This is a genomic window from Planifilum fimeticola, assembly GCF_003001905.1.
In the GTDB taxonomy this organism is placed as follows: Bacteria; Bacillota; Bacilli; order Thermoactinomycetales; family DSM-44946; genus Planifilum; species Planifilum fimeticola.
The window spans coordinates 79,695-102,290 of record NZ_PVNE01000012.1 but is presented as its reverse complement, the minus strand read 5'-3'; the positions used below and the strand labels follow the sequence as shown (position 1 = coordinate 102,290).

General features: G+C 59.8%; 22 protein-coding genes. 2 read left to right on the top strand and 20 right to left on the bottom strand.

All coding sequences use genetic code 11. The annotated features are described in order from the left end of the window. Window positions 1-92: 92 nt before the first annotated feature. The 20 genes from srlE to CLV97_RS09115 all read right to left on the bottom strand — a co-directional run bounded on the left by srlE (window position 93) and on the right by CLV97_RS09115 (window position 18,876). On the bottom strand, window positions 93-1,112 hold the full coding sequence (gene srlE / locus CLV97_RS09205; RefSeq protein WP_106345220.1) for a PTS glucitol/sorbitol transporter subunit IIB: 1,020 nt from the start codon (window positions 1,110-1,112) through the stop codon (window positions 93-95). Between the two features lie 24 nt (window positions 1,113-1,136). Then, window positions 1,137-1,679 carry a PTS glucitol/sorbitol transporter subunit IIC gene (gene srlA, locus CLV97_RS09200; protein ID WP_106345219.1) on the bottom strand — a complete coding sequence of 181 codons (543 nt, stop codon included), beginning with the start codon at window positions 1,677-1,679 and terminating at the stop codon, window positions 1,137-1,139. A gap of 46 nt (window positions 1,680-1,725) precedes the next feature. After that, complete coding sequence (locus CLV97_RS09195; RefSeq protein ID WP_106345218.1) at window positions 1,726-3,075, bottom strand: PTS galactitol transporter subunit IIC; 1,350 nt, start codon at window positions 3,073-3,075, stop codon at window positions 1,726-1,728. A 2-nt stretch (window positions 3,076-3,077) separates the two neighbouring features. After that, complete coding sequence (locus CLV97_RS09190) at window positions 3,078-3,374, bottom strand: PTS sugar transporter subunit IIB (protein ID WP_106345217.1); 297 nt, start codon at window positions 3,372-3,374, stop codon at window positions 3,078-3,080. 20 nt (window positions 3,375-3,394) lie between these two features. Then, the gene (locus CLV97_RS09185; protein WP_170070429.1) at window positions 3,395-3,850 is read right to left on the bottom strand and encodes a PTS sugar transporter subunit IIA; all 456 of its coding nucleotides are present in this window, start codon (window positions 3,848-3,850) and stop codon (window positions 3,395-3,397) included. Window positions 3,851-3,887: 37 nt separating this feature from the next. Further along, window positions 3,888-4,301, bottom strand: a complete 414-nt coding sequence (locus CLV97_RS09180; RefSeq protein ID WP_245891448.1) for a transcriptional regulator GutM — start codon at window positions 4,299-4,301, stop codon at window positions 3,888-3,890. Between the two features lie 104 nt (window positions 4,302-4,405). Continuing rightward, entirely contained in the window at window positions 4,406-5,641 is a 1,236-nt protein-coding gene (locus CLV97_RS09175) for a dihydrolipoamide acetyltransferase family protein (protein ID WP_106345215.1), read from the bottom strand. A 13-nt stretch (window positions 5,642-5,654) separates the two neighbouring features. After that, window positions 5,655-6,641 carry an alpha-ketoacid dehydrogenase subunit beta gene (locus CLV97_RS09170; protein ID WP_106345236.1) on the bottom strand — a complete coding sequence of 329 codons (987 nt, stop codon included), beginning with the start codon at window positions 6,639-6,641 and terminating at the stop codon, window positions 5,655-5,657. Window positions 6,642-6,672: 31 nt separating this feature from the next. Then, window positions 6,673-7,593 (bottom strand): thiamine pyrophosphate-dependent dehydrogenase E1 component subunit alpha, encoded by a 921-nt coding sequence (locus CLV97_RS09165; RefSeq protein WP_245891449.1) that lies wholly within the window; start codon window positions 7,591-7,593, stop codon window positions 6,673-6,675. 352 nt (window positions 7,594-7,945) lie between these two features. After that, window positions 7,946-8,095, bottom strand: coding sequence for a hypothetical protein (locus CLV97_RS18115; protein WP_170070428.1), 150 nt, complete (start codon window positions 8,093-8,095; stop codon window positions 7,946-7,948). 27 nt (window positions 8,096-8,122) lie between these two features. Continuing rightward, complete coding sequence (locus CLV97_RS09160; protein ID WP_106345214.1) at window positions 8,123-8,776, bottom strand: MmgE/PrpD family protein; 654 nt, start codon at window positions 8,774-8,776, stop codon at window positions 8,123-8,125. Window positions 8,777-8,887: 111 nt separating this feature from the next. Then, window positions 8,888-9,805, bottom strand: coding sequence for a glycine betaine ABC transporter substrate-binding protein (locus CLV97_RS09155; RefSeq protein ID WP_106345234.1), 918 nt, complete (start codon window positions 9,803-9,805; stop codon window positions 8,888-8,890). A 22-nt stretch (window positions 9,806-9,827) separates the two neighbouring features. After that, a complete protein-coding gene (locus tag CLV97_RS09150; RefSeq protein WP_106345213.1) occupies window positions 9,828-10,565 on the bottom strand; it encodes an ABC transporter permease in 738 nt (245 codons plus the stop codon). A gap of 16 nt (window positions 10,566-10,581) precedes the next feature. Then, window positions 10,582-11,586 (bottom strand): ABC transporter ATP-binding protein, encoded by a 1,005-nt coding sequence (locus CLV97_RS09145; RefSeq protein ID WP_106345212.1) that lies wholly within the window; start codon window positions 11,584-11,586, stop codon window positions 10,582-10,584. A 12-nt stretch (window positions 11,587-11,598) separates the two neighbouring features. After that, window positions 11,599-12,255 (bottom strand): ABC transporter permease, encoded by a 657-nt coding sequence (locus CLV97_RS09140; protein WP_106345211.1) that lies wholly within the window; start codon window positions 12,253-12,255, stop codon window positions 11,599-11,601. Window positions 12,256-12,330: 75 nt separating this feature from the next. Continuing rightward, window positions 12,331-13,686: a (Fe-S)-binding protein gene (locus CLV97_RS09135; RefSeq protein WP_106345210.1), complete on the bottom strand. Its 1,356-nt coding sequence runs from the start codon at window positions 13,684-13,686 to the stop codon at window positions 12,331-12,333. Beyond that, the gene (locus tag CLV97_RS09130; protein WP_106345209.1) at window positions 13,683-15,086 is read right to left on the bottom strand and encodes an FAD-binding oxidoreductase; all 1,404 of its coding nucleotides are present in this window, start codon (window positions 15,084-15,086) and stop codon (window positions 13,683-13,685) included. Before CLV97_RS09130 ends, CLV97_RS09135 begins: the two co-directional genes overlap by 4 nt. 155 nt (window positions 15,087-15,241) lie before the next feature. After that, window positions 15,242-16,135, bottom strand: coding sequence for a DUF6282 family protein (locus CLV97_RS09125; protein ID WP_106345233.1), 894 nt, complete (start codon window positions 16,133-16,135; stop codon window positions 15,242-15,244). Further along, window positions 16,135-17,877 carry a nitrilase-related carbon-nitrogen hydrolase gene (locus tag CLV97_RS09120; protein ID WP_106345208.1) on the bottom strand — a complete coding sequence of 581 codons (1,743 nt, stop codon included), beginning with the start codon at window positions 17,875-17,877 and terminating at the stop codon, window positions 16,135-16,137. The genes CLV97_RS09125 and CLV97_RS09120 overlap by 1 nt, the downstream gene beginning before the upstream one ends. Before the next feature lie 66 nt (window positions 17,878-17,943). After that, window positions 17,944-18,876 carry an alpha/beta hydrolase gene (locus CLV97_RS09115; protein ID WP_106345207.1) on the bottom strand — a complete coding sequence of 311 codons (933 nt, stop codon included), beginning with the start codon at window positions 18,874-18,876 and terminating at the stop codon, window positions 17,944-17,946. A gap of 227 nt (window positions 18,877-19,103) precedes the next feature. Here CLV97_RS09115 and CLV97_RS09110 point away from each other — a divergent pair, with 227 nt between their 5' ends. Then, window positions 19,104-21,212: a sensor histidine kinase gene (locus CLV97_RS09110; protein WP_106345206.1), complete on the top strand. Its 2,109-nt coding sequence runs from the start codon at window positions 19,104-19,106 to the stop codon at window positions 21,210-21,212. Next, window positions 21,209-22,570 carry a sigma-54-dependent transcriptional regulator gene (locus tag CLV97_RS09105; protein ID WP_106345205.1) on the top strand — a complete coding sequence of 454 codons (1,362 nt, stop codon included), beginning with the start codon at window positions 21,209-21,211 and terminating at the stop codon, window positions 22,568-22,570. The genes CLV97_RS09110 and CLV97_RS09105 overlap by 4 nt, the downstream gene beginning before the upstream one ends. The last annotated feature ends 26 nt before the right edge of the window (window positions 22,571-22,596 follow it).

Here is a 22,596-nt window from a genome sequence, read left to right as displayed (position 1 = left end):
AACGAAAATCATTTCGATCACCTATGAATCCATTCGACCATGAGGTAACATTTTCCTTCGGAATTTCCCGATCTAAGTTAGTCGACGGGGCACTAGTTGGTATAGAGCCCGAAACTGAACAGGTAAGCGATCAATACCGCCAGGGGACCGGTGATCATCCTGGAGAACAAGACGGCAGGAACGCCGATCTCGATGGTCTCCGGCTTGGCTTCCCCCAGCGTGAGCCCGACCGGAACAAAGTCGCAACCCACCTGCGGATTGATGGCAAACAGGGCGGGAAGGGCCATTTGGGGAGGAATGTTGCCCCGGCCGATCTCGACGCCGACGAGGACCCCGACCACCTGAGCGACGACGGCCCCCGGCCCGAGAAGGGGAGACAGGAACGGCAGGGCGGCCACGATCGAGATCAGCAGGAGGCCGACGAGGGTCCCTGCCAGGGGGGATACCACTTCCGCGATCAGATTCCCGATCCCCGTATACAGGATGATCCCGATGATGGTGCTGACAAAGGCCATAAACGGCAGGATATTTCGAATCACCTGGTCGATCGTCTCCCGCCCCGCCTGATAGAAGGTTCCCACGACCTTTCCCATCCCGCGGCCGATGGCTTCGATGAATTGGACGATTTTGTTTCGGGGAACCGACGCCGTCGCCTGGGCGGAGGGAGCTTCCCTCTCACCGGCGGATTCCGGCGCTTCCTCCGCCGAGGCTGCTTCCTCATAGGAGCGGGCTTCATCCTCCTCCATCGGGCGGATATCCTCCAGCCGCACCCCGGATACAAAATTGTCTTCCTTGATATATTGCATGAGGGGCCCGGAGGGGGAAGCGGGGGTGATGTCCACCGTCAGCACGCCCAGTTTCGGGTAGACCCCGCACCGGGCCGTTCCCCCGCAATCGATGATTACACAGGCCATTTCCTCGGGTTCCACCTTTTTCTTAAAACCGTCCACCGCCTCTCCCCCGGTCAGGGAGGCGATTCTCTCGGCGACGGGATGAATCCCCCCTCCCGTCACGGATACGACGAAACGCTTCTTCTCCGTGGGACGGATCACGAGCGGACCGCCCCAACCCCCTTCTCCCTTGGACACTTGCACCGGTTTATACGAGGCCATGCTCTCTCCTCCTCTCCCCAAGGATCAAACCGCCGACCCGGCTTTCTGCACATGGGACCGTTTGATCATCCTTTGGGTGATGTACTCCGTCACAATCCCGCGAATCAATATGACGATCACGCCGACCAAAAAGTACCGGATGGCCAGGGGGCCCAAGGACAGCCCCAGCTGCGTGATGCCCGTCGCAATCCCCATGTAGACGAACAATTCCGCCGGATTGGCATGGGGAAAGAGGCCGGTGATGGGATGGCAAAAGGAAACCGCCGAGTCGTAAAACGCCGGTTTTTGGTGCTCCGGCAGAAACTTGCCGAAGGTGTACGCCATCGGATTGGTCAGGAAAAACATGGCCAGCACGGGGAAGACGGTGTAGCGGAGCAGAATGTTTCCCGTGCATTTCCGGGCGAACCGCGTGATCCGCTCCTCCCCCACAAATTTGTTGACCGCGTTGACGGCGGTGATCAGACAAATGAGGGTGGGAATGATTCCCGTGACCAAATTGATAAACGTCTCCCCGCCCTTTTGGAACATCCCGATAAAACCTTCCGCCACATGAACCAAAAAATCCATCGTCCAACACCTCCCGAATCCGTTCACCAGAGTTGAAATGCGGGGTTCATCCCTCCGCCGCCTCACCTTTTTGCTCGGTTCGGAAATGCCTTCGGCTCATGATGTACGCGGCGACCAGGGTGAGGACGCCGATGCCGATGATCCCCGCGTAGCCGAGCTTCGCCCCGAAGATGAAAATGGCCGTGGTGGGCACCGCGCCGTCCACGAGGGAAGAAACCGCCGCAGCCCCCTCCGGCATGTTAAACCCGGCGTTCTTCGCCGCCGTCGTAAACAGGGGCGCGATATAGGTCGCCAACAGCAACCCGAACGCCAGGGAGATCGTGGCCCCGATCACTGTTCGGATCACATTCCCCCGGAAGATCGGCACCATCATGCAGACAATGAAGGGGATGGTGGCCAGATCACCGAAGGGAAGGACCTGGTTGCCGGGGACGATCACCGCCATGGCCAACACGATCGGAACCATGATCAAGGAAGCGGCGATGGCCGCCGGATGTCCCACGGCCAAAGCGGAATCCATGCCGATATACAGCTCCCGGCCCGGGAAGCGCTTGCGGACGAACTGTTCCGCGGCTTCCGAAATGGGAATCAGCCCCTCCATCAGCAGGGAGACCATCCGGGGCAGCAACAGCATCACCGCGGCGGTCTTCACGCCGAGGTTCAGAACCTCCTTCGTCTCCCAGCCCGCCAATAAACCGATCAAAATTCCAAGAATCAGCCCGAGAACCGTCGATTCCCCGAAGATCCCGAGCCGCTTCTGGATCGTCTCCGGGTCCGCCTTCCAATCGCGAAAGCCGGGAATCCGGTTGAAAAGCTTCTCCAGAGGGAGGGCGATCAGGTAATAGGGCGCCGACGTGCCGTGAGGAAACGTAATATTCTGATAACCGTAGTAATTGGAGATGTGTTTGGCCGACAAGTCGCCCAGGACCAGCAACAGCATGGCGTGAACGATCGCCGTTATCACGCCGAGCACAAAGTTGTCGGTCATGATGGTGACCAGGGCACCGGTAAAGGCGATGTGCCACAGGTTCCACATGTCGATGTTCAGGGTGCGCGTAAGCCCTAAAAGGAGCATTCCCAGATTAACCAGCAGCCCGATGGGGATCGCCAGCGCCCCCACCGCCGACCCGAAAGCGATCGCCGAAGTGGCCGGCCATCCCACGTCGATGATGTTCAAATCGAGGCCCCACTGCTTCACCATGTCCTTCGCCGCCGGCCCCAGGCTCTCCACCAACAGATTGATCACCAGATTAATCCCCACAAATCCGATCCCGACGGTAAGACCGGCGCGAAAGGCTTGCCCGGGCTTCACCCTCAAGATCAAGCCGATGAGAAAAATGAAAACGGGAAGAACGACCGAAGCCCCCAAATCCAACAAATAATCGATCACATTCATCCTCACTCACCTCCATTTTTCAGCTTGGCCTCGATCTCCTCAAACACCCTCTCCTTCCCCGCTCCGGTCAAGATCGGCACGGCGTTGACCACTTTCTCCCGATCCACCGATGGAGGAACGGCGGTCGTGGAGATGATCAGGTCGAATTCCCCGCTCCGGGTCAAAATGTCGGAGACCTTTCCCTGTTGAACATTGGCGTCAATCCCCTTTTCCCGAAGGAACTCCTTCACTTTGTGGACCACCAGCGTGGAAGTGGCCACCCCTGTCCCGCAAATCACGATCACCCGTTTTTTCGCCATGATTCTTCCCCCCGAGACGGTTAATCCCTTTTTCCGAGGATCCCTGCGATTTGGTCCTCCCTTTCCGCGGAGAGGATCCTTTCCCGGATTGACCGGTTTTGAAGCAGCTCCATAACCCCCTGCAACAGGCCAAGCTGTCCCTCACCCGATACCGCAGCCAGCAAAAAAACCAACTGAACGCGGACCGGATCCTTGCTGACCATCTCCCTGAAGCCGACACCCTGTCGGATGACACCCAGCGCCAGGCCGGGCCGGAACACCCCGGCGGAATCCGCGTGGGGAATGGCCGCGTTGATCCCGCCTTCCAACGACAAGCCCGTGGGGTATTCCCTCTCCCGCTCCAGCACCCTGTCGATGTACTCCCTCCCGACGGTGCCGGTCCGGATGAGGCGATCCCCCAGAAGGCGGATCGCTTTCTCCCAATCTTCGCAATTGTCCATGATGACGATATGCTCTTTGTTCAACAACTTTTCCATCATCCACCGCCCCGTAAAAATCGGCTCACCGCGGGGCTTACCCGGTTTGCTCCCGCATCAGCGAGTCCCTTTCCTCCCGTCTGGCCCGCTCCTCATGGATCTTGTCGATGGCCATGTTCAAGGCGAGATGTTTTGCCTTTTTCGGATCCTTCACCCGGCAGTCTTCCAACTCCTTGCCGATGAGTTCGGGCACCTTTCGGAAGCGCGCCATGACCGACATCCCCGCCATCATTTTGCAATTGGTCACTCTTCCCTCGGTATCGGTGACCAGGATCACCACCGCCCCCGGCCCGAACCGACGGCGATGAACTCCCACCCCCAAATACCCCGATTCCTGATTTCCCATCAGATGCAGCTGCCGGCGAAAGTGTTTCGCCTGCCATAACGCGAGCAGGATCTGACACATCCACATGCCCGCGAAAATCATGAAAAACAGGGTGAGATGTTGCACTACTTCACCACCTTTTACATATGTTCCACATTGTATCAATTGTAATAAAATTGTAAACGCTTTCGGTTCCCCTGTCAATACGAAGGGGATCGGCTCCCCCGTTTTTATGCGATCATCCGGTACGGATGTTCGAGAATCCCCTTCAAATCCGTCAAAAATGCGGCCGCGGGCGCGCCGTCGACGACGCGGTGATCAAAGGAGAGGCTGAGCGTCATCATCGGCCGGAGGCAAATCTCCCCGCCGACTCCCACCGGCTTTTCCGAAATCCGACCCACCCCCAATATGGCCGACTCCGGCGGATTGATGATCGGCGTAAAACCGTCGACTTCATACATCCCCAGATTGCTGACAGTAAATGTCCCCCCCTGGATCTGATCCGGCGTGAGCTTCCCCTGGCGCGCCAGCTCCGCCAGACTTTTGCATTCCCGCACCAGTTCCGCCACTCCCTTGCGATCCACATGTTTCACCACGGGAACCACCAACCCGTCCGGCACGTCCACCGCCAGGCCGATATGGATCTCGCGATGGAGAATCATGTCATCCCCTTTCAGGGAAGCGTTCAACCGGGGGTGTCTGGCCAAAGCCTGGGCGGCGGCCTTCATGATCAGTTCCGTGTAGGAAAGGCGGTAGCCGGTCTCCTTCTCGACGAGGGGGAGGAGCTGCTTTCTCAACCGAATCGTTTCCCCCATATCCACTTCCGTAAACAGGGTGACATGCGGAGCGTTCATGGCGCTTTCCGTCATGCGCCGGGCGACGGCCCTCCGGATGCCTCCCATTCGGATCGCTTCGGCGGCGGGAGTTTCACCCCGTTTCTCTTCCTCGCGACTGAAGGGAGGAGTTGTTTCCTTCTCCCGGCGAATCTGCGACGCATACGTCTCCACATCCGAGCGATGCACTCTCCCCCTGGGCCCGGTTCCGGGCACCTGATCAAGGGACACGCCCAGCTGTCGCGCGAGCTTTCGGGCCGAGGGAGTTGCCCGGACTTTTTTCACTGCGGTCGCCGGTGCCGACTCCCTTTCCGCCTCCGGCTGAGCGGGATCCGATACGCGGTCGTTCCGGGCCGATCCCTCCACGCCGGGAGGCGCCTCCGGAACCTTTTCCCCCGCTTCCCCGATGTATGCGATGACCCGGTTGACCGGAACCTCCTCCTCTTCGCCGTAATAGATCTTGAGCAGGGTTCCGGAAATTTCCGACTCCACTTCGATGTTGATTTTGTCGGTCATCACCTCTAGCAATGGCTCCCCCGCCTGCACCTGCTCCCCCTCTTTCTTGAGCCAGCGCAGGATCGTTCCCTTTTCCATCGTCATCCCCAACTTGGGCATCAACACTTCTTCGGCCATGGTCGTTTACCTCCTAAAACTGTTTCTGGACAAGCTCCCGCACAGCCCGGACGATGTCTTCTTCCTGGGGAACGGCCGCCTTTTCCAGCGCGGGATTGTAGGGGATGGGAACCGCTGCTCCGCCCAGCCGCCGGATGGGGGCATCCAGATAATCGAAGGCCTCGCTTTCCGCGATCACCCCGGCAATTTCCGCTCCGATGCCTCCCCGTTTGACCGCCTCGTGCACAATGAGAACCCTTCCGGTTTTTTTCACGGATCGGACAATGCTCTCCACATCCAGGGGAACCAGGGTCCTCGGATCCAGCACCTCCACGCTGATCCCTTCCCCGGACAGGGTCTCCGCAGCCTTCAGGGCGCGGTGAACCATGATGGAGGTGGCGATCACGGTGATATCCGTCCCTTCCCTTTTGATGTCGGCTTTGCCGAGAGGGATCGCGTAAGGTTCCTCCGGTACCTCCCCCTTGGTCCTGTAGAGCAGCTTGTGTTCATAAAAGATCACCGGGTTGTCGTCGTCGATGGCCGCCTTCAACAACCCCTTGGCATCATAGGCCGTGGAGGGTTGCACCACTTTCAAGCCGGGGATATGCGCCGTCCAGGCCTCCAGGCTCTGGGAATGCTGGGCCGCCGCTCCCGTGCCGGAACCGCCGGGAGTCCGGACCACCAGCGGGACCCGGGCCTTGCCCCCGAACATGTACCGGATTTTCGCCCCTTGATTCACCAGTTGATCCATCGCGATGGTAATGAAATCGGAAAACTGCAACTCGATGATCGGCCGCATGCCGGTCATCGCCGCCCCGACGGCCGATCCGGCCAGTGCCGACTCCGATATCGGCGTGTCCCGAATCCGTTCCGGACCGAATTCCTCCAACAATCCCCGGCTCACCCCGAAGGCTCCGCCGTAAATCCCGATATCCTCCCCCATCATGAACACATCGGGATTGTTCCGCATTTCCTGGCTGATCGCTTCCCGGATCGCTTCCAGATAGGTGATCTCCCTCACGCTCCCACTCCTTTTCCCGTTTTGGAATCCGTCAGGCATATACATCCTCTTCCAACGTATCCAGTGAGGGCATGGGGCTCTTTTCCGCGAAATCCACCGCCTCCTCGACGGAACGGGCCGCTTTTTCCCGCAGCTTTTCAGCCTCTTCCTCCGTCAAGATCCCTTCGGAGAAGAGCACTTCCTCCATCCTGCGGATGGGGTCCTTATTTTCCCGCCACCACTTCTCCTCTTCCCTCGTCCGGTATTTCTTGGCGTCGCTCTTGGAGTGCCCTTTCCATCGATACGTTTTGGCCTCGATGAGGGTGGGACCCTCTCCGGCGCGGGCGCGACGGACCGCTTCGTCCACCGCGCTCATGACCTGGAAGATGTCGTTTCCGTCCACCACGCGGCCGGGCATGCCGTATCCCGCCGCCCGGTCGGCAATATTTTCAATCCGGAACATGTCCTTGACCGATCCGGACATCCCGTACTGGTTGTTCTCACAGAGAAACACCACGGGCAGATCCCAGATGGCCGCCAGATTGAGCGATTCGTGAAAACTGCCTTCGTTGGCTGCCCCGTCCCCGAAAAAGCACAGAACCACATAGCCCAGCTCTTTCATCTTGGACGTCAGCGCCGCTCCGACGGCGATGGGAATCCCCCCGCCGACGATGCCGTTGGCACCCAGGTTCCCTTTTTCCACGTCGGCGATATGCATCGATCCGCCTTTTCCCTTGCAATACCCGTTCGCTTTCCCGAACAATTCCGACATCATCCGGTTCACGTCGGCACCCTTCGCGATGCAGTGACCGTGCCCGCGGTGGGTGCTGGTGATCTTGTCTTTCTCGTCCAGGACGGCGCAGGCTCCGACCGCCACCGCTTCCTGGCCCACATAGAGATGCGTGGTTCCGTGAATCATTCCCCTGGCAAAGAACTGATCCACCTTCTCGTCAAAATACCGGATCAACCACATCTGGTAATAGAGATGGGGAAGCCGTTCCACCGGCACCGTGGAGGGCAACTGAAACGCGGCCAACACATGGACCCCTCCCTGCATGAAGTATTTACAAATGTTCATGTTGATTACATTTGTATAAATTATAAAATAGCCATTTCATTCTGTCAATGAATGCGCCCGTCCATACAAAAAAGGCCGCCGTGATGGGCGACCCGGTTCCGATGCGGTCGGATTCCCTGTTCATGCCGTAACGTTCATCAAGCGACGAAGAACTTCGTCCGTGACGGGAAAAGCGCTCTGTCTGTCCTTCGATTCTGCCCAACCCGAATGCCTGTCGAACGGGATCGTCCGGCATCACCTTTATCAATCAACGGGATGACAAAATCGCCGACAGTTCCCGGATGTTGTCCACATGTTCCAAATGCTGAATCATCTCCAAAAGCGCTTCACTTATGGCATCCCCCAATTGCGGAGCAGTCAGTTCCAGAAATTTATTCCGCTTTTCCTCAGGGGACAAGGGTCGATCAAAATCTCCCGCCGCCGATCACCTCAACCGCCTCTTCCGAATCGACCGACGGGGGAATCCCCGTGTACCCAGACCAACCGCACTCACCCCCGCCATGCTGCCCCACCCGATGCCGTCCTTGACCATGGAGGGCACAGCGATGCATCGCATCATGGGGGAATACGGGGCAAAATATTCCGCGATCCCAAGAGCGTTCACCAGTCGGAAAGAATCCAACCCGGACGCCCTCGCACCGCCCGCTGCAGCCCCGACCGCTCCCCAGGGACCCGTGCAATGGTATTCCGGCCGGAGCTGATGAGCGATGATTCCCGTACGGATACCGATTTCATAGCCGATCAGCAAGGCAGTCAAAAACTCCGCCCCCGAAAGCCCCTTATTCTCCGAAATGGCCCATACGGCGGGGAATACGATCGCTCCGGGATGCCCCTTGGTCAACCGGTGTCCGTCATCGATATCCAACGCATTCGCCAGGGTGGCATTCACCCACGCGGCGCCGGGAGGACTCAATTTTTCCGAGGACAATATCACCGTACTGTTTCCCGCTCCCCACATCCTATACGAGAAGGCCCTGGCGATGGATGCCACCTTCGTGCCGACGCCGGCAACCGCACATCCCACTACATCCGTGAACGCTTCACCGCCCGTTTCACCTCCGGATCGAGGCCGGACCATTGTTCCTCCAAGATATAAGAGGACCAACGGGATCTGAATGAACCGGAAATACCCACCCCTCCCTAACAGAAAAAGGGCGAAGAATTCCTTCTCCGCCCCGTGTCTGACCGGTTATTCTTTCACCAGTCCTTCGGATACCAGCCACTCCCTGGCAACCTCCGCGACATCCTGGTGTTCCACGTCCACCTTGTAGTTGAGCTCCATCATGGTCTCGGTGTCCAGCCGTTCCGCCAGGCGGACCAGCAGATCCTTCAGGTCCGGATTTTCCTCCAGGGATTCCTTGCGGACCACCGGGGAAGCGTTATAGGCCGGGAAGAAGCCCTTGTCATCCTCCAGCCGCACCAGGTTGAAGGCCTTGATCCGCCCGTCCGTGGCAAAGCCGACGGAAACGTCCACTTGCCCCTCCTTCAAGGCGTTGTACAGAATCCCGGAATCCATCTTTTTCACCCGGTCGGCGGGGAAGCTGAACCCGTAATGCTTCTGCAGCCCCTTCAGTCCGTCATCCCGCGAGAAAAACTCCGCGTTGGTGGCAAAGGTCAACTTTTTCGGGTTGTTTTTGACGTATTCCGCCAGATCGGAAATGCTCCTGATGGACAGCTGTTCCGCCTGATCCTTGCGCATCATGATGGTGTAGGTGTTGTTGACCCCCGACTGGTAGAGCCATGTCAATCCCTTTTCCTCGTCGGTCTTTTTCACTTGATCGAAGGCCTTGTCCGGATCGGCCACCGCCGGTTGCTTGTGATACACGACCAACGCGGTGCCGGTATATTCCCAGTACATGTCCACCTGCCCGTTTTCCAGAGCCTTTCGGGCGACGGTGCTCCCCATGCTCCCCGCCTCTTCCACGTCATACCCCTGTTCCTTCAGATAGACGGCGGTGATCTTGGTCAGCAAATGCTGCTCCGTGAAATCCTTTCCCCCGATCGTCACCTCTCCCTTATCGGCTCCGCCGCCGGAGCCTCCGCAGCCGGAAAAGACCAGGAGGGAGACAAGCATCAAGACAGCCATTCCTACGCGCCAACGTTTCATCTCTTCAACCACCTTTCTCACATCAGATCAATTCGGCTTCCCGCTGAATGCCTCTGGGAACGACCCATTTCTCCAGCACCCCGAGCAGCCAGTCGATCAGAAGGGCCAGGGCCGTCACGGGAACGGCGCCCGCCAGCATGATTCCCGTGTCATAGAGGGAGATCCCCGTAAAGATGAAGTCGCCCAATCCGCCGCCGCCGATGAGAAAGGCCAGGGCAGCCGATCCCACGTTGATCACGGTCGCCGTGCGGATCCCCGCGAAGATCGCCGGGGAAGCGTTGGGCAGTTCCAGCTTCCACAGGACCTGCACCGGCTTCATCCCCATGCCTTTGCCTGCGTCGACGATGTCGGGGTTCACGCTTTCCATTCCCGCCACCGTGTTCCGGAGGATGGGAAGGAGCGAATGAAACCAAAGGGCAAACACCGCCGTCTGATACCCCAACCCCAGATAGGACATGGCCAGGGCCAGCACCGCCAGGCTGGGGATCGTCTGGCCGACGTTGGCAAAGTTGACCACGATCCACTCCAGGCGCCGAAACCGGGGACGCGTCACCAAAATCCCCAGGGGAACCGCGACGGCCACCGCCAAAAACGTGGACAGCCCCACGAGTTGCAAGTGTTGAACCACCAGATGAAGCAGTTCGTCCGGATGTTCCATCATGTATTGGAAGGAGCCCGCCGCATAGGCCCATCCCAAAAATGCCGCCAGGACCAGGCTCAAACCCGTGCGGATCAGTCGTTCCGACTTCCGTTTCACCATCTCACCTCTTCCCCGTTCACTGGGCCAGGGATTCCGGATCCGAAGGCCTGATTTCCCCCAATTTTTCGAAGTCGCTCCAGGTGATCCTGCCGACGACCCGCTGTCCCTCGTCATCCAGCACCGCCAGTGAACCCGCGGGGGAAGCGAGCAACAGGGACAGCGCCTCCCTCAGGGTGGTATCAAGCCGGACCGAATGCCGCTGATCGATCTGGCCGGCGTTTTTGGCGCCCTTCTTCTCCTTCCTGTCCAAGAGGTCCCTCACGCGGAAGAGGCCGAGGCGCCTCAGATGCCGGTCGCTGCCCACAAACCGGCTGACAAAGTCGTTGGCCGGCCGGGAGAGGAGCTCGTCGGGAGTGCCGTGCTGCATCAGTTTCCCGGATTGGAAAACGGCGATGGTGTCGCCGAGGCGAATCGCTTCATCGATCTGGTGGCTGACGAACAGGATCGTCTTCCTGACGGTGCGCTGAATGCGCAAAAGCTCATTCTGCAAATGCTCCCGGATGACCGGATCCAGCGCGGCGAAGGGCTCATCCATCAGCATCACGGGAGGATCCGCCGCCAGGGCTCTCGCCACGCCGATGCGCTGCTGCTGGCCCCCCGACAATTCCCAGGGATACCGGTCCCGGTACTCATCGGGGTTTAATCCCATCATGTCCATCAATTCGTTGTAGCGGTTCCTGATCTTCACCCGGTCCCATCCCAACAGCCGGGGGACGACGGTGACGTTTTGCTCGACGGTCATATTGGGAAACAGGCCGGTCTGCTGGATCACATACCCGATGGAACGGCGCAGTTCATAGGGATCCATCTGTTGGATGTCCTGCCCGTTGACCCGAATCGTTCCCCGGGTCGGTTCGATCATCCGGTTGATCATGCGGAGGAGCGTCGTCTTCCCGCATCCGGAGGGGCCGAGCAGAATGCAGATCTCCCCTTCCCCGACCGACATGCTGACGCCGTCCACCGCCGTCACCTCCCCCTCCTCGCTCCGGTACACCTTGGTCACATCCTGCAATTCAATCATCGCACCGCCTCCTCATTGGTTCGACATCGGACTTTTCGGAGAAATCCATCTCTGAAACCTGCCCAGCAAATAGTCCGCGGCCAGCGCCAGAATCGACACGGCGATCGCCCCCGCCTGAACCATGGTGGTATAACTGGTTGAAATGCCGCGGGAGATGTATTCCCCCAGGCCGCCGGCACCGATGTAGGCGGCGATCGCGGCGATGCCGATCGTCAGAATGACGGCGGTCCGCACTCCGGCCATGATCACGGGAAGGGCGATGGGGATCTCCACTTGACGCAGCCGCTGAAGAGGGGTCATCCCCATCCCGATCGCCGCATCCCGGATATCGGGATCCACGCTTTTCACGGCCACATACGTGTTCCGGATGATGGGCAACTGGGAGTATAAGACCAACGCCGTGAAGGCCGGAACAAAGCCGATTCCCTGGTTGATGACGGAGAAAATCGGGATCATGATCCCGAACAGGGCGATGCTCGGGATGGTCATGATCATGCCGGCCACGGCCAGCACCAGTTTCGCCAGGGATTCCCGCTGGCTGATGTAAATCCCGAAGGGAACGCCGGTCAGGATCGCCACGCCCACGGACATCCCCACCAGCTGGACGTGTTCCCACGCCAATTCCGCAATCTGGCCCCAATGGGACTGTACAAATTCGATCAGCTCCATCGACTCCCTCCTTCCGTCCTTTATCACTGCAATTTTTATGCCAATATATCGGACCGGATCATCGGCCCTGTTCGGTCAAGATCTTTTTACGGATGTCAAAATTTTTTGCTCCAGACACACCTCCGCCAGCACCTCGACCAGATGCCGGACGCGGATGCGATCGGTCCACCCCATCCGCTCCACCCCGAGCCTCATCTGCAGGTGGCAGCCGGGATTGGTGGTGACGATGGTGGTGGCGCCGGCTTTCTCCACCTCCTTCATCTTGTCCTCCAGGATCTTCATGGACTCTTCAAAATGGAGGAGATTGTAGATGCCGCCGGATCCGCAGCAGCGGTCGGCGCCCTCCATCTCCACGTAGACCGCCCCCGGAATGGAGCGAAGCAGCCCCCGGGGTTCCTCGACCACCTTCTGGACATGGCGCAGGTGGCAGGAATCCTGGTAGACGATGACACCCTCCCACTCCCTCCGAAAGGGTGGAAGGCCGCACCGGACCAGCACCTCCGAGATATCCCGGGTCCTTTCCACAAAGCGGGCGGCGCGCTCCCGCCACTCCGGTTCATCGCGAAAGAGGAGGTCGTATTCCTGGAGCATCGCCCCGCATCCGCCGGCGTTGTTGACATAGATCTCCGCACCCGACGCCTCAAAGGCGCGAATGTTGTCCTTCGCCAGCTGTTTTGCCTTTTCCCGCATCCCCTGGTGGGCGTGCAGGGCCCCGCAACAGCGCTGGTTCCCGGGAATGATCACCTCCCATCCCGCCTGCTGAAGCAGCGCGACGGTGGAGCGGTTGATCCCGTGAAAGACCTCATCCATGATGCACCCGGCGAAAAAAGCCGCCCGCCCCTTTTTCCGCCCCTGGGCCGGCAGGAGCGCACCCCGCCGAAGCCGCGAAGAAGGCGCCTCCACCCGCGGCAGCACCTTTCCCAGCTGATCGGCGGCGACGGACCACCGCCGCAAAAGCCCCGAACTCAGCACCAGGGATTGCAGGCCCGTTTTCTGGAACAGCCACAACATCGCCCCCGCCAGCCGCAACCTTCCCGGATGGGGAATGAGATGGCGGAGCAGCATCTCCTTCATCCGTTCCCCCAACGGGGAGGGCGCGCCCTTTCGCTCCTCGGCCACCGCCTCCTTCGCCGCCTCCAGGATCTGGCCGTAGGGCACCCGGACCGGACAGGCCGTTTCGCAAGCCCGACAGCCCAGGCACAGGTCGATCGGCTCCGCCAGATCCCGAATCACGTCCGTTTTCCCTTCCGCGGCCAGTTTGACCAGGTTGATTCTTCCCCGGGGAGAGGCCGACTCCTTTCCCATCGATTGATAGGTGGGACAGACCGGCAGGCAATACCCGCACTGCACGCACCGAAGGGCGGGATCCCAGGCTTTTTCCTCCAACAGCTCCCTTCCGCTTCGCCGGGCCTTTTGGTCCCCCGCCCTCATCGCAAGACCACCTTGGTCTGGCCGGGGGCGGGAAATATTTTGCCCGGATTGAGAATGTTGTTGGGATCCCACGCCTCTTTGATCTTTTTCATCATCATCACGCCTTCCCGTCCCAGCTCCATCTCCATGTAGGGGGCCTTCAAAATCCCGATCCCGTGTTCCCCGGACAAGGTTCCCCCCAGGGAGACGGCCGCTTCGAAGATTTCTCCCACCGCTTTTTCCACCCGTTCCATCTCCTCCCGGTTCCGCTCATCGGTGATGATGTTGGGATGCAGGTTTCCGTCCCCCGCGTGTCCGAACACCACCAGCTGCAGCCGGTACTTCTCCTTGATCCGCTTCAGATGCTCCATCATCTCCGGAATTTTCTCCCGGGGGACCGTGGCATCCTCGGAGATCTTCGTCGGACCCATCCGGGTGATCGCCGGGGAGACCATCTTTCTCGACATCCAGATCTTCTCCCGCTCGTCCTCATTCTCCGCCACCTTGCACCCCCCTGCGCCCTGCGCAAGGCACAACTCTTCGCAGCGGCGTATCTCCTCATCCACCGCCGAGGGATGCCCGTCCACTTCGATGATCAGGATCGCTTCCGCATCGGTGGGCAATCCGTGGGGCCGGTAGCTTTCCACCGCACGAATGCAGGCGTTGTCCATCAATTCCATCGCCGCCGGCAGAATGCCCGAGGACAAAATCCGGGTGATGGCGTACCCGGCATCCTTCAGCCGCGGAAAATGGGCCAGCAACGTCCTCCGGGCGGGAGGCTTGGGAATCAGCCGGAGGATCGCCTCGGTGACGATGCCCAGGGTTCCCTCCGAACCGACGATCAGCCGGGTCAGATCGTAGCCCGTGACGCTTTTGACCGTCTTCCCTCCGACCCGGATCACCTCCCCCGTCGGCGTCACCACTTCCATTCCGATCACATACTCCTTGGTCGTCCCGTACTTCAGCCCCTTGGGGCCGCTGGAATTTTCCAGCAGGTTGCCCCCGATGGTGGAAACGTGGGAACTGCTCGGGTCCGGCGGATAGAAGAGGCCCACCGACTCCGCCGCCCTGTGAATCTCCGCCGTGATCACGCTCGGAGTCACCACCGCCAGCAAATTCTCCCGATCCACGTCCAACCGCTTGGGATATTGGGACATGTCGATCACGATGCCTCCCTTGACCGGAAGGGGGCCTCCGCTCAAGGAAGTGGCCGAACCGCGGGGATAAAGCGGAATCAGGTGATCGTTGGCCAACCGGACCAGCCCGGCGATCTGCTCCACCGATTGTGGCTGCACCACCAGCTCCGGCAAATACTGCCCGAAGGAGGCATCGAAGCCGTAGGTGTACCGGTCTCCCAATCCGGTCAGGATTCGGTCCCCAGGAAAGATCGCCTCGATTTCCCGAAGGATTCTCGGATCCATCCGCATACCTCCTTGAAACTGATGTCGGAACGAAGGCCCGGAAGAAAACTCCGGCACGCGTAAATCCCTTCCCACCCTGGTACCCGTCGAAACATCGCGGGAAAATCCGGAGGGGGAGACGAACCGATCCCCTCCCTCCCCCGGGTTGTCGCTCCCTAGTCGATGCCCAGCAGCTGCCGGGGATTATGGACGATCATCCGCCGGATCTCCTCATCGGAAAAGCCGCACCGGGCGATTTCCCCCACAAACCGGCTGAGCGCCTCAACCGGAGGCGGATTGTGGGCCTGGCCGTAATCGGTAACCAGCACGCAGGACGCGGGGTCCAACACCCGGATGGTGTGCCCCATCTCCTCCACGGTCAACGTCCGAAAGTCCGCGCCACAGGCGAGGTAGCACTTCTCGATGAGGGCCCCGCCCCGGACCAGCTCCCGCTGCATCTCCAGGGGGATGGGAGCGATGCCGAGGTCGGCGTGCTGGATCAGCAGTTTGGCTACCCCGTGTTCCCCGGCCGCCTTCGCCAAGGCATATACCTCCCCCGGCGACAGGTGGCCCGTGGCCAGCACGACGTCCGCCTCGGCGATCAGGCGCAGGATTTCGTGCACCTCCGGCAGGATCCGGCGGTTTTCATCCCATATCTCCAGACCGGGCCCCCTTTGCCGCACGGGCTCCGTAGCGTGGATGCGACCGGACCGGTTTCTCGAATAGTAGGAACGGTGGGCGCGGGCGGATACGGTGGGCATCCAGATGATCTTGGCCCCCAGCTTGATCGCCGCCTCCACCGAAGCGGGTGACAAGCCGCCGGCCATTTCGTTGCACACCAGTCCCCCGTACACGTGAAGCTCGGGTTCCGCCATCCGGATCAGGGCGGTGCGGTCCACCGTCTGGGACTCGTGGGATTTGATCACCGCTCCCGCCATTCCGCTCGCCTTCAGATCCCGGACCAGTTCCCAATCCGTCTGCTTCCGGGGATACAGGCTGGGAGCGCAGTGACAATGCAGATCGATCGCGCCTTTCAAGAGTGGATGGTAAATGGGATCACCCCCGATCATCATAAATCCGGCGGAAAGGTCCCCTCCGGGAACACCAACGGCTTGTAAAACGCCGTTCGCCGGGTCGCATTCAGCTTTTCCTGGTTGAACCAGCCCCGCTCCCGAAGGGTGCGGAAACGGGCGACCAATACCTCCTCCCGCTCTCCGGAAGCCGACCATACGCGGGTCGACTCCCCGTCCTGTCGCGGGGTGTACACGGAGCCCCTCCCCTGCAGGCGGTAGGGCGTGCCGACAAAATTGGCAACCACCACCGGCGATTGAACGTCCCGGGCGATGGTGTCCCAGGGAATCATCCCCACCGGCTCCGCGGCTTGTCCGGGGTAACGGACCCTTTCGCAACCCGTTCCCTCCCGGAAGGCGGAGGGAATCACCACCAGATCCGCCCGGTTCACCGCCATCACGCCGGCCGTCTCGGGAAAGAGGGCGTCCTCGCCCAGCATCAGGCCGACCCGGCCCAATTCCTCCGTCGGGAAAACGGGGAGTTCATTCCCGGGCAGAGCCCATCTCTTCTCCTCTGCCTCCAGATGCGCCTTCCGGTAAATCCCCGCGATCTCCCCCTCGGGGTTTAAAAGGACAGCGGCATTGTACAGCGCCTCCCCCCGTCGTTCGATCAGACCGAAAACCACGGAGGCCCGGTACATGCGGGCGAGCCGCCCCATCTCCCGCACGGTGAATCCCGACGCGGTCTCCGCCCAGCGGCGGATCCGCTCCTTCGGCAGACCCCTTGCGGGTCCGGTGAGCGAAAGCTCCGGCAACACGATCAGCCGCTGTCCGGAATCCGGAAACGCCGCCTTCCCGAGGAGCTTCCGCACCTTTTCCAGATTGGCCGCCTTGTTCCCGGGAAGGGGTTCATACTGGAGGACGGCAACCGCGATCCGACGGGGGGGATCCGCGGGGAAACCCCAGGAACCCCTGTGCAGCAGCAGATCGGCGTACAATTCGGGCCGCCTTTCCTTAAGCCGCTCCTTGGCGGGATTCGCGTAAAGGGCCGGGTCGATCCGGGCCGCGATCCACGTGGGCTCGTCCCGTTTCTGCTCCGGATCGGCCCGGTAGGGGGTCGCGGCCAGCAATTCGCCCCGGGGGGACCAAAGGGCGCTCGCCCCGACCATGCGGAACCCCTCCTCGGTATCGGAGCGGTTGGCGCCGACGATGTACAGGCCGTTGCTCCGGGCCCGATCCTGCAACAGGGTCACCGTCTGCCCCGACGAATTGGTGGGAAAGGCCAGGATATCCGCTCCCCGGAGGGCCGCCAGGCGCGCCGTTTCGAAATAGGCGGCGTCCATGCAGATCATGATGGCGATCCTCCCGATCTCCGTGGGGAAGACGGGAACCCCCAGGTCTCCCGGGCAGGCCCAGGTTTCCTCCGCGGCCCACAGGTGCAGTTTTCGGTACTTGCCCAGCACGCCCCCGGGACCGATCAGTGCGGCTGCATTATAGAAAAGCCCCGTCTCCGGATCCGCTTCCGCCATCCCCAGGACGATGTACGCCCCGTACCTTTCGGCGATCTCTCCGAACCGGCGGGTCGTCTTCCCGGGAATGGTGTCCACGAACGGCGCAATCGCCTTCCGATCCCGGTACTGATAGCCCGTCGTCGCCATCTCCGGGGTGACGATCAGTCGGGCTCCGCTCTCCGCCGCCCGGCGCACTACCTCGTACAGGGCATCGATGTTTTCCTCCCGTCGGTTCAGTCGCGGATTGAACTGGATGCTGGCGGCGTAAAAAGGCGAAATGCTTCGACCCATGGCGGCATCTCCCTTCGCGGCGGGTGGTGCAAATTTTTTTGCGCTTCCCGATGAATCTTTTGCCCGTCAGGCACCGCTGTTCAGAAGCGGCGGGCGCTCCGCTTGCCCGAAACCCTGGAGATTCCTCCCGAAGAAACCGGTCAGCCTCTCCATCAAATCCTCAAACACCGGATCGTTCCGATGCATGAAGTCATTGTGCTTCCCGTCGATCCAATAAAGCTCCTTGGGCTCCTTCGCCGCCTCGTGCAGAGACTGGGCCTCTTCCGGCGGATGCAGCATGTTCCGCTTTCCGTGAGCGATAAACAGCGGCCTCGGAGAGATGTTTTTCACCTCCTTTTCCGCATCCATCTCCAGGATCGATTCCGTAAACTGAAGCGTGATCCGCTTCCCGAAGAAAGGCAAAGGCTTCAGCTCTTTCCGGACCACGTCCTCCGTATCCGGATCCAACGGGTAGTGGATAAAGGGATCCACCTGCGCCGAACGACCGCGGTTCACCCGGCTGGCGCGGTCCCGTTCCACCTCCTGGATCAGCCGGTTCCACTCCACGTAGGAATGAATCGATTTCAGCCAGCGCTTGCCGTTGTAAAATCCGTTGAGCGCCGCCACGGCCTGAATGCGGGTGTCCCTGGCCGCCACCCGGATGGCGTGGGAAGCCCCCATTCCCCAGCCGAGGATCCCGATTCGCTCCGGATCCACTTCCTTCTGGAGACGCAAAAAGGTGACGGCATTTTTCGCATCTTCCACCTGCTCGTCAAGCACCACCCGATCCGGCGGACCTTCGCTCCGGGCGAACCCCCGATAGTCAAAGCCCAAACAGACGAACCCGCTTTTTGTCAGATACTCCGCAAACAGCCGGGGATAAAATTGATTAAACCCCTGATAACCGGACAGCGGCAGAACGGCGGGCCTTTTCTCCCCTTCCCGGAGGTCGTCGGGAAAATACAGGGTCCCCTCCAACCGGTAGCCGTCGCTGTAGAAGTGAATGCCACGCTCGATCATGATTTCTCTCCTCCAGAAAATGATGAGACTCTGCCAAAGGAATCAAGCAAATTTCGTGCCAGTTATCCCCACTGTACGCTCCTGAAGGGTTTTATGTAAAATAAGAATTGCCAAGAAGTGAAAGGTTCGAAAGAATCAACACCGGTTTAAATGAAAAATGCCGGACGGTCGCCGGCCATTGCTCGCGGCCTTTTTTGGAATTCTCGGGCGCACACGGAGTGGATAAGATGTTTAACTCCCGGCTTGTCAAGCGATACTTCCTGATCGTCTTCGTCGTCATCCTGTTCGCCCTGGCCGCTTTGTACGGGATCACGGACTGGGTGATGAACGATTCCGTGCAATCCCAGATCCAATACCGGGATGAACTGATCGCCCGCACCCTCGGCAAGCGCCTCGGCCTGACGTTTCAGAGCGTGATCAGCAACCTCCGGCATGTCGCTCCCTATGTATACAGCCCCAAAAAGGAACAACCCTTTTACGTATCGGAGATGGAACGGATCTTCGCCTATGATCCGATCTATCTCTTCATCCAGGCCTACGACCGAAACGGCAACCCCACGGTCCGGGTTCCGGACAAACGGTTTCCCTCCCCGCTCCGCCTGGATTCCGTCCACCACCGGCTCAAGTGGAGCAAAACCCATTACATCTCCGGCTTGACCGTTCTCCCCGACGGCACCAAAACCATCGCGATCGCCTACCCCGCCCTGGATCAAAAGGGACGGTACCGGGGCGGAGTGGTCGCCTATCTGAATCTGGAAACCCTCTCCGCTTATCTGGAGGAGTTTTCCATCGGACGGGAAGGCGTCAACATCGTGATCGACCGGGAGGGAAACATCATCGGGCACAGCAACCGGCGCGACATCGGAAAATCCCTCAACCGGCACCCCGTGTTCCAATACCTGCGAAAGGACCGGTTCGGCCTCTGGAAGGGGAACATTGCGGATCAGGAGATGGTGATCGCCTACCGCCCCCTGTCGATGGGGCAGATGGGCCTCATCGTGGGAGAAAGCACCCAGCAGGCGGCCACCCCGGTCCATCACGTCCGAATGCTGCTGCTCCAGGGATTTTTGGGGGTGATGTTGCTCGCCCTGTTTCTGACGCTGGTCGGCACCTCCCGGGTCGTCAAACCGGTTTTGGGCCTGATCCGGCAAGTGAACGAGTACCAGCGGGGACTAAGGAAGAAATTTGCACCCGTCGACACGAAGGATGAACTGCAGGATCTGTCCACGGTCCTGGCCCAGATGGCGGACGAGCTGACCGAAAAGGAACGTCGCCTGTTTTATATTTTGGAATCGATTCCCTATGCCGTCATCACGACGGATCCCGAGGGCCGGATTACCACCTTCAACAAGGGGGCGGAAAAGCTGACCCTTTTCCGCCGGGAAGAGGTGATCGGCAAACCGATTTTCGAACTTCCCCTGAAAAGGCACAAGGAGGAATTCGTTTCCTGGAAAACCTTGCGGGAGGGAAGGTCCTTTGAAGAGGTGGAAAGCTACCTCTTGGACAAGGAGAAGAAAAAACACGACGTTCGGATTTACTCTTCCCTGTTCCGCGGGGGAGACGACAAAACCATCGGCGCCATCGTCGTGATCCGGGATGTCGGGGAAATCAAGCAGCTGGAGAGATATCTGAAGCAGAGCGAACGATTGGCCTCCCTGGGGCAGTTGACGGCCGGCATCGCCCATGAAATCAAAAACCCCCTGAGCATCATCCAGGCGGCGGTGGAAGCGATCCGGCTGGAGATGAATCAAACGCCCGTGAATCGAAAAGAAATCGATGAATTGACCGCGGACATCCAGGAAACGGTACAGCGCATGAACCGGCTGCTCACCGATTTCCTGATGCTGGCCAAAGGAAAAGAAAATCCCCGACCGGAAATGATCGATCTGGTCACCGTGATCGAGGAATTCATCGGCCTCATCCGCAAAAAGTTCAGCGACCAGGGAATCGAGGTGCAGGCCGATTACGGGAGGGACGCCGCCTGGGTTCGGGCGGACAAGGACCATCTGGTTCAGGTCCTCCTCAACATCGCGCTGAACAGCCTGCAGGCGATGGAAGACGGGGGAGGTCGTTTCCATCTTCGCCTGCTCGAGAAGGAGAACGTCTGGCAGATTGAAATCGAAGACACGGGAAAGGGGATTCCCGAGTCCCAAATCCAGTGGATCTTCGATCCCCTGTTCTCCACCAAGGCGGAAGGAACCGGAATGGGGCTGGCCATCGCCCACGAAATCATCAGCCGGCACAACGGGAGAATTTGGGCATCCAGTACGGTGCATAAGGGGACGACCCTCTTCATCCAACTTCCCAAGGGGAGAAGGGAGGAGAAATCCTCATGACTTCGCTGCTGTTTGTCGATGACGAGACGAAGCTGCTGCGCATCCTGTCCTCCTACTTCACTAAAAAGGGCTTTGTCGTCCATACCGCCTCGACCGGAGAAGAAGCCCGGTCCAAGCTGCGGGACGCCGACGCCCGGATCATCTTTCTCGACCTCCGGCTGTCGGATGCGACGGGAATCGAATTGTTGCAGGAATTCGTCCCCCGGTATCCCAACAAGCTCTTCGTGATCATGACGGCCTACAGCGATGTGGAGAGCGCCGTCACCGCGATGAAAGCGGGCGCCTTCGACTATGTGTCCAAGCCGGCCAAAATGGACGAGCTGGAGATCATCATCCGGCGGGCATGCGAATGGCTGGATATGAAGCAGGAAAACCGGACCCTGAAAGAAAAAATCAGCAAAATGATGCAGGACCAGGAGATGATCGGGGTCAGCCCGGCCATGAAACGGGTGTTCCGAATGGTCGAGCGCGCCGCGGAAACGGATGCCACGGTGCTCCTGGAAGGGGAAAGCGGGACGGGAAAAAGCCGAATCGCGCGAATGATCCACCGCTGGAGCGATCGGAAAAACCAACCCTTCGTCTCCGTCAATTGCGCGGCCCTGCCCGAGCAGCTGCTGGAGAGCGAACTGTTCGGCTACGAAAAGGGGGCGTTCACCGGCGCCCACGCCAAGCGCAAGGGAAAATTTGAAGCCGCCAGGAACGGCACCATCTTCCTGGATGAAATCGGGGAGATCTCGCTGCCCCTGCAGGCCAAGCTGCTGCAGGTGGTTCAGGAGAAATCCTTCATGCCGCTGGGCAGCAACCAAACGGTCCACGTGGACGTCCGCATCATCGCGGCCACCAACCGCGATCTCAAAACCATGGTGGAAGAGGGCTTGTTTCGGGAGGATCTGTACTACCGGCTGAACATCATCGATATCTTCATCCCTCCCCTGCGGGAGCGGAAAGAAGACATTCCTCCCCTGATCGAACAATTTCTGGACAAGCAGCGCGCAAAGTACAACAAACCTTTCACCCTCCCCCCCGAGTTGATCGACCGGCTGGTGGAATACCCCTGGCCGGGAAATGTCCGGGAACTGGAAAACGCCGTGGAACGCGCCGTCGTCCTGTGCCGGGATGAGCAACTATCGATCGAGGATTTCCCCCGGGAGATCCGTCACGCGAAACCGGACCGCCCGCCGTCGGACATCGCCCTGGATCCGACCAAATCCCTCCCTGAACAATTGGAGAGCATCGAGAAAAAACTGATTCTCGATGCCCTGGAGCAAACCGGTGGGCAAATCGCCGCCGCGGCCCGCCTTCTCTCCATTTCCAGGCAGCGCCTCATGTACAAGATGAACAAATACTCCATCCGGTAACGCGCAGCAATCGGTCAAGACCAAGA

Excerpts from the sequence above, each read along its gene's own strand:
- srlE (WP_106345220.1), bottom strand. The coding sequence starts at position 1,112 with ATGGCCTCGTATAAACCGGTGCAAGTGTCCAAGGGAGAAGGGGGTTGG.
- srlA (WP_106345219.1), bottom strand. The coding sequence starts at position 1,679 with ATGGATTTTTTGGTTCATGTGGCGGAAGGTTTTATCGGGATGTTCCAA.
- CLV97_RS09195 (WP_106345218.1), bottom strand. The coding sequence starts at position 3,075 with ATGAATGTGATCGATTATTTGTTGGATTTGGGGGCTTCGGTCGTTCTT.
- CLV97_RS09190 (WP_106345217.1), bottom strand. The coding sequence starts at position 3,374 with ATGGCGAAAAAACGGGTGATCGTGATTTGCGGGACAGGGGTGGCCACT.
- CLV97_RS09185 (WP_170070429.1), bottom strand. The coding sequence starts at position 3,850 with ATGGAAAAGTTGTTGAACAAAGAGCATATCGTCATCATGGACAATTGC.
- CLV97_RS09175 (WP_106345215.1), bottom strand. The coding sequence starts at position 5,641 with ATGGCCGAAGAAGTGTTGATGCCCAAGTTGGGGATGACGATGGAAAAG.
- CLV97_RS09165 (WP_245891449.1), bottom strand. The coding sequence starts at position 7,593 with ATGTGGTTGATCCGGTATTTTGACGAGAAGGTGGATCAGTTCTTTGCC.
- CLV97_RS09160 (WP_106345214.1), bottom strand. The coding sequence starts at position 8,776 with ATGGTCCGGCCTCGATCCGGAGGTGAAACGGGCGGTGAAGCGTTCACG.
- CLV97_RS09155 (WP_106345234.1), bottom strand. The coding sequence starts at position 9,805 with ATGAAACGTTGGCGCGTAGGAATGGCTGTCTTGATGCTTGTCTCCCTC.
- CLV97_RS09150 (WP_106345213.1), bottom strand. The coding sequence starts at position 10,565 with ATGGTGAAACGGAAGTCGGAACGACTGATCCGCACGGGTTTGAGCCTG.
- CLV97_RS09145 (WP_106345212.1), bottom strand. The coding sequence starts at position 11,586 with ATGATTGAATTGCAGGATGTGACCAAGGTGTACCGGAGCGAGGAGGGG.
- CLV97_RS09140 (WP_106345211.1), bottom strand. The coding sequence starts at position 12,255 with ATGGAGCTGATCGAATTTGTACAGTCCCATTGGGGCCAGATTGCGGAA.
- CLV97_RS09135 (WP_106345210.1), bottom strand. The coding sequence starts at position 13,686 with ATGAGGGCGGGGGACCAAAAGGCCCGGCGAAGCGGAAGGGAGCTGTTG.
- CLV97_RS09130 (WP_106345209.1), bottom strand. The coding sequence starts at position 15,086 with ATGGATCCGAGAATCCTTCGGGAAATCGAGGCGATCTTTCCTGGGGAC.
- CLV97_RS09125 (WP_106345233.1), bottom strand. The coding sequence starts at position 16,135 with ATGATCGGGGGTGATCCCATTTACCATCCACTCTTGAAAGGCGCGATC.
- CLV97_RS09120 (WP_106345208.1), bottom strand. The coding sequence starts at position 17,877 with ATGGGTCGAAGCATTTCGCCTTTTTACGCCGCCAGCATCCAGTTCAAT.
- CLV97_RS09115 (WP_106345207.1), bottom strand. The coding sequence starts at position 18,876 with ATGATCGAGCGTGGCATTCACTTCTACAGCGACGGCTACCGGTTGGAG.
- CLV97_RS09110 (WP_106345206.1), top strand. The coding sequence starts at position 19,104 with ATGTTTAACTCCCGGCTTGTCAAGCGATACTTCCTGATCGTCTTCGTC.
- CLV97_RS09105 (WP_106345205.1), top strand. The coding sequence starts at position 21,209 with ATGACTTCGCTGCTGTTTGTCGATGACGAGACGAAGCTGCTGCGCATC.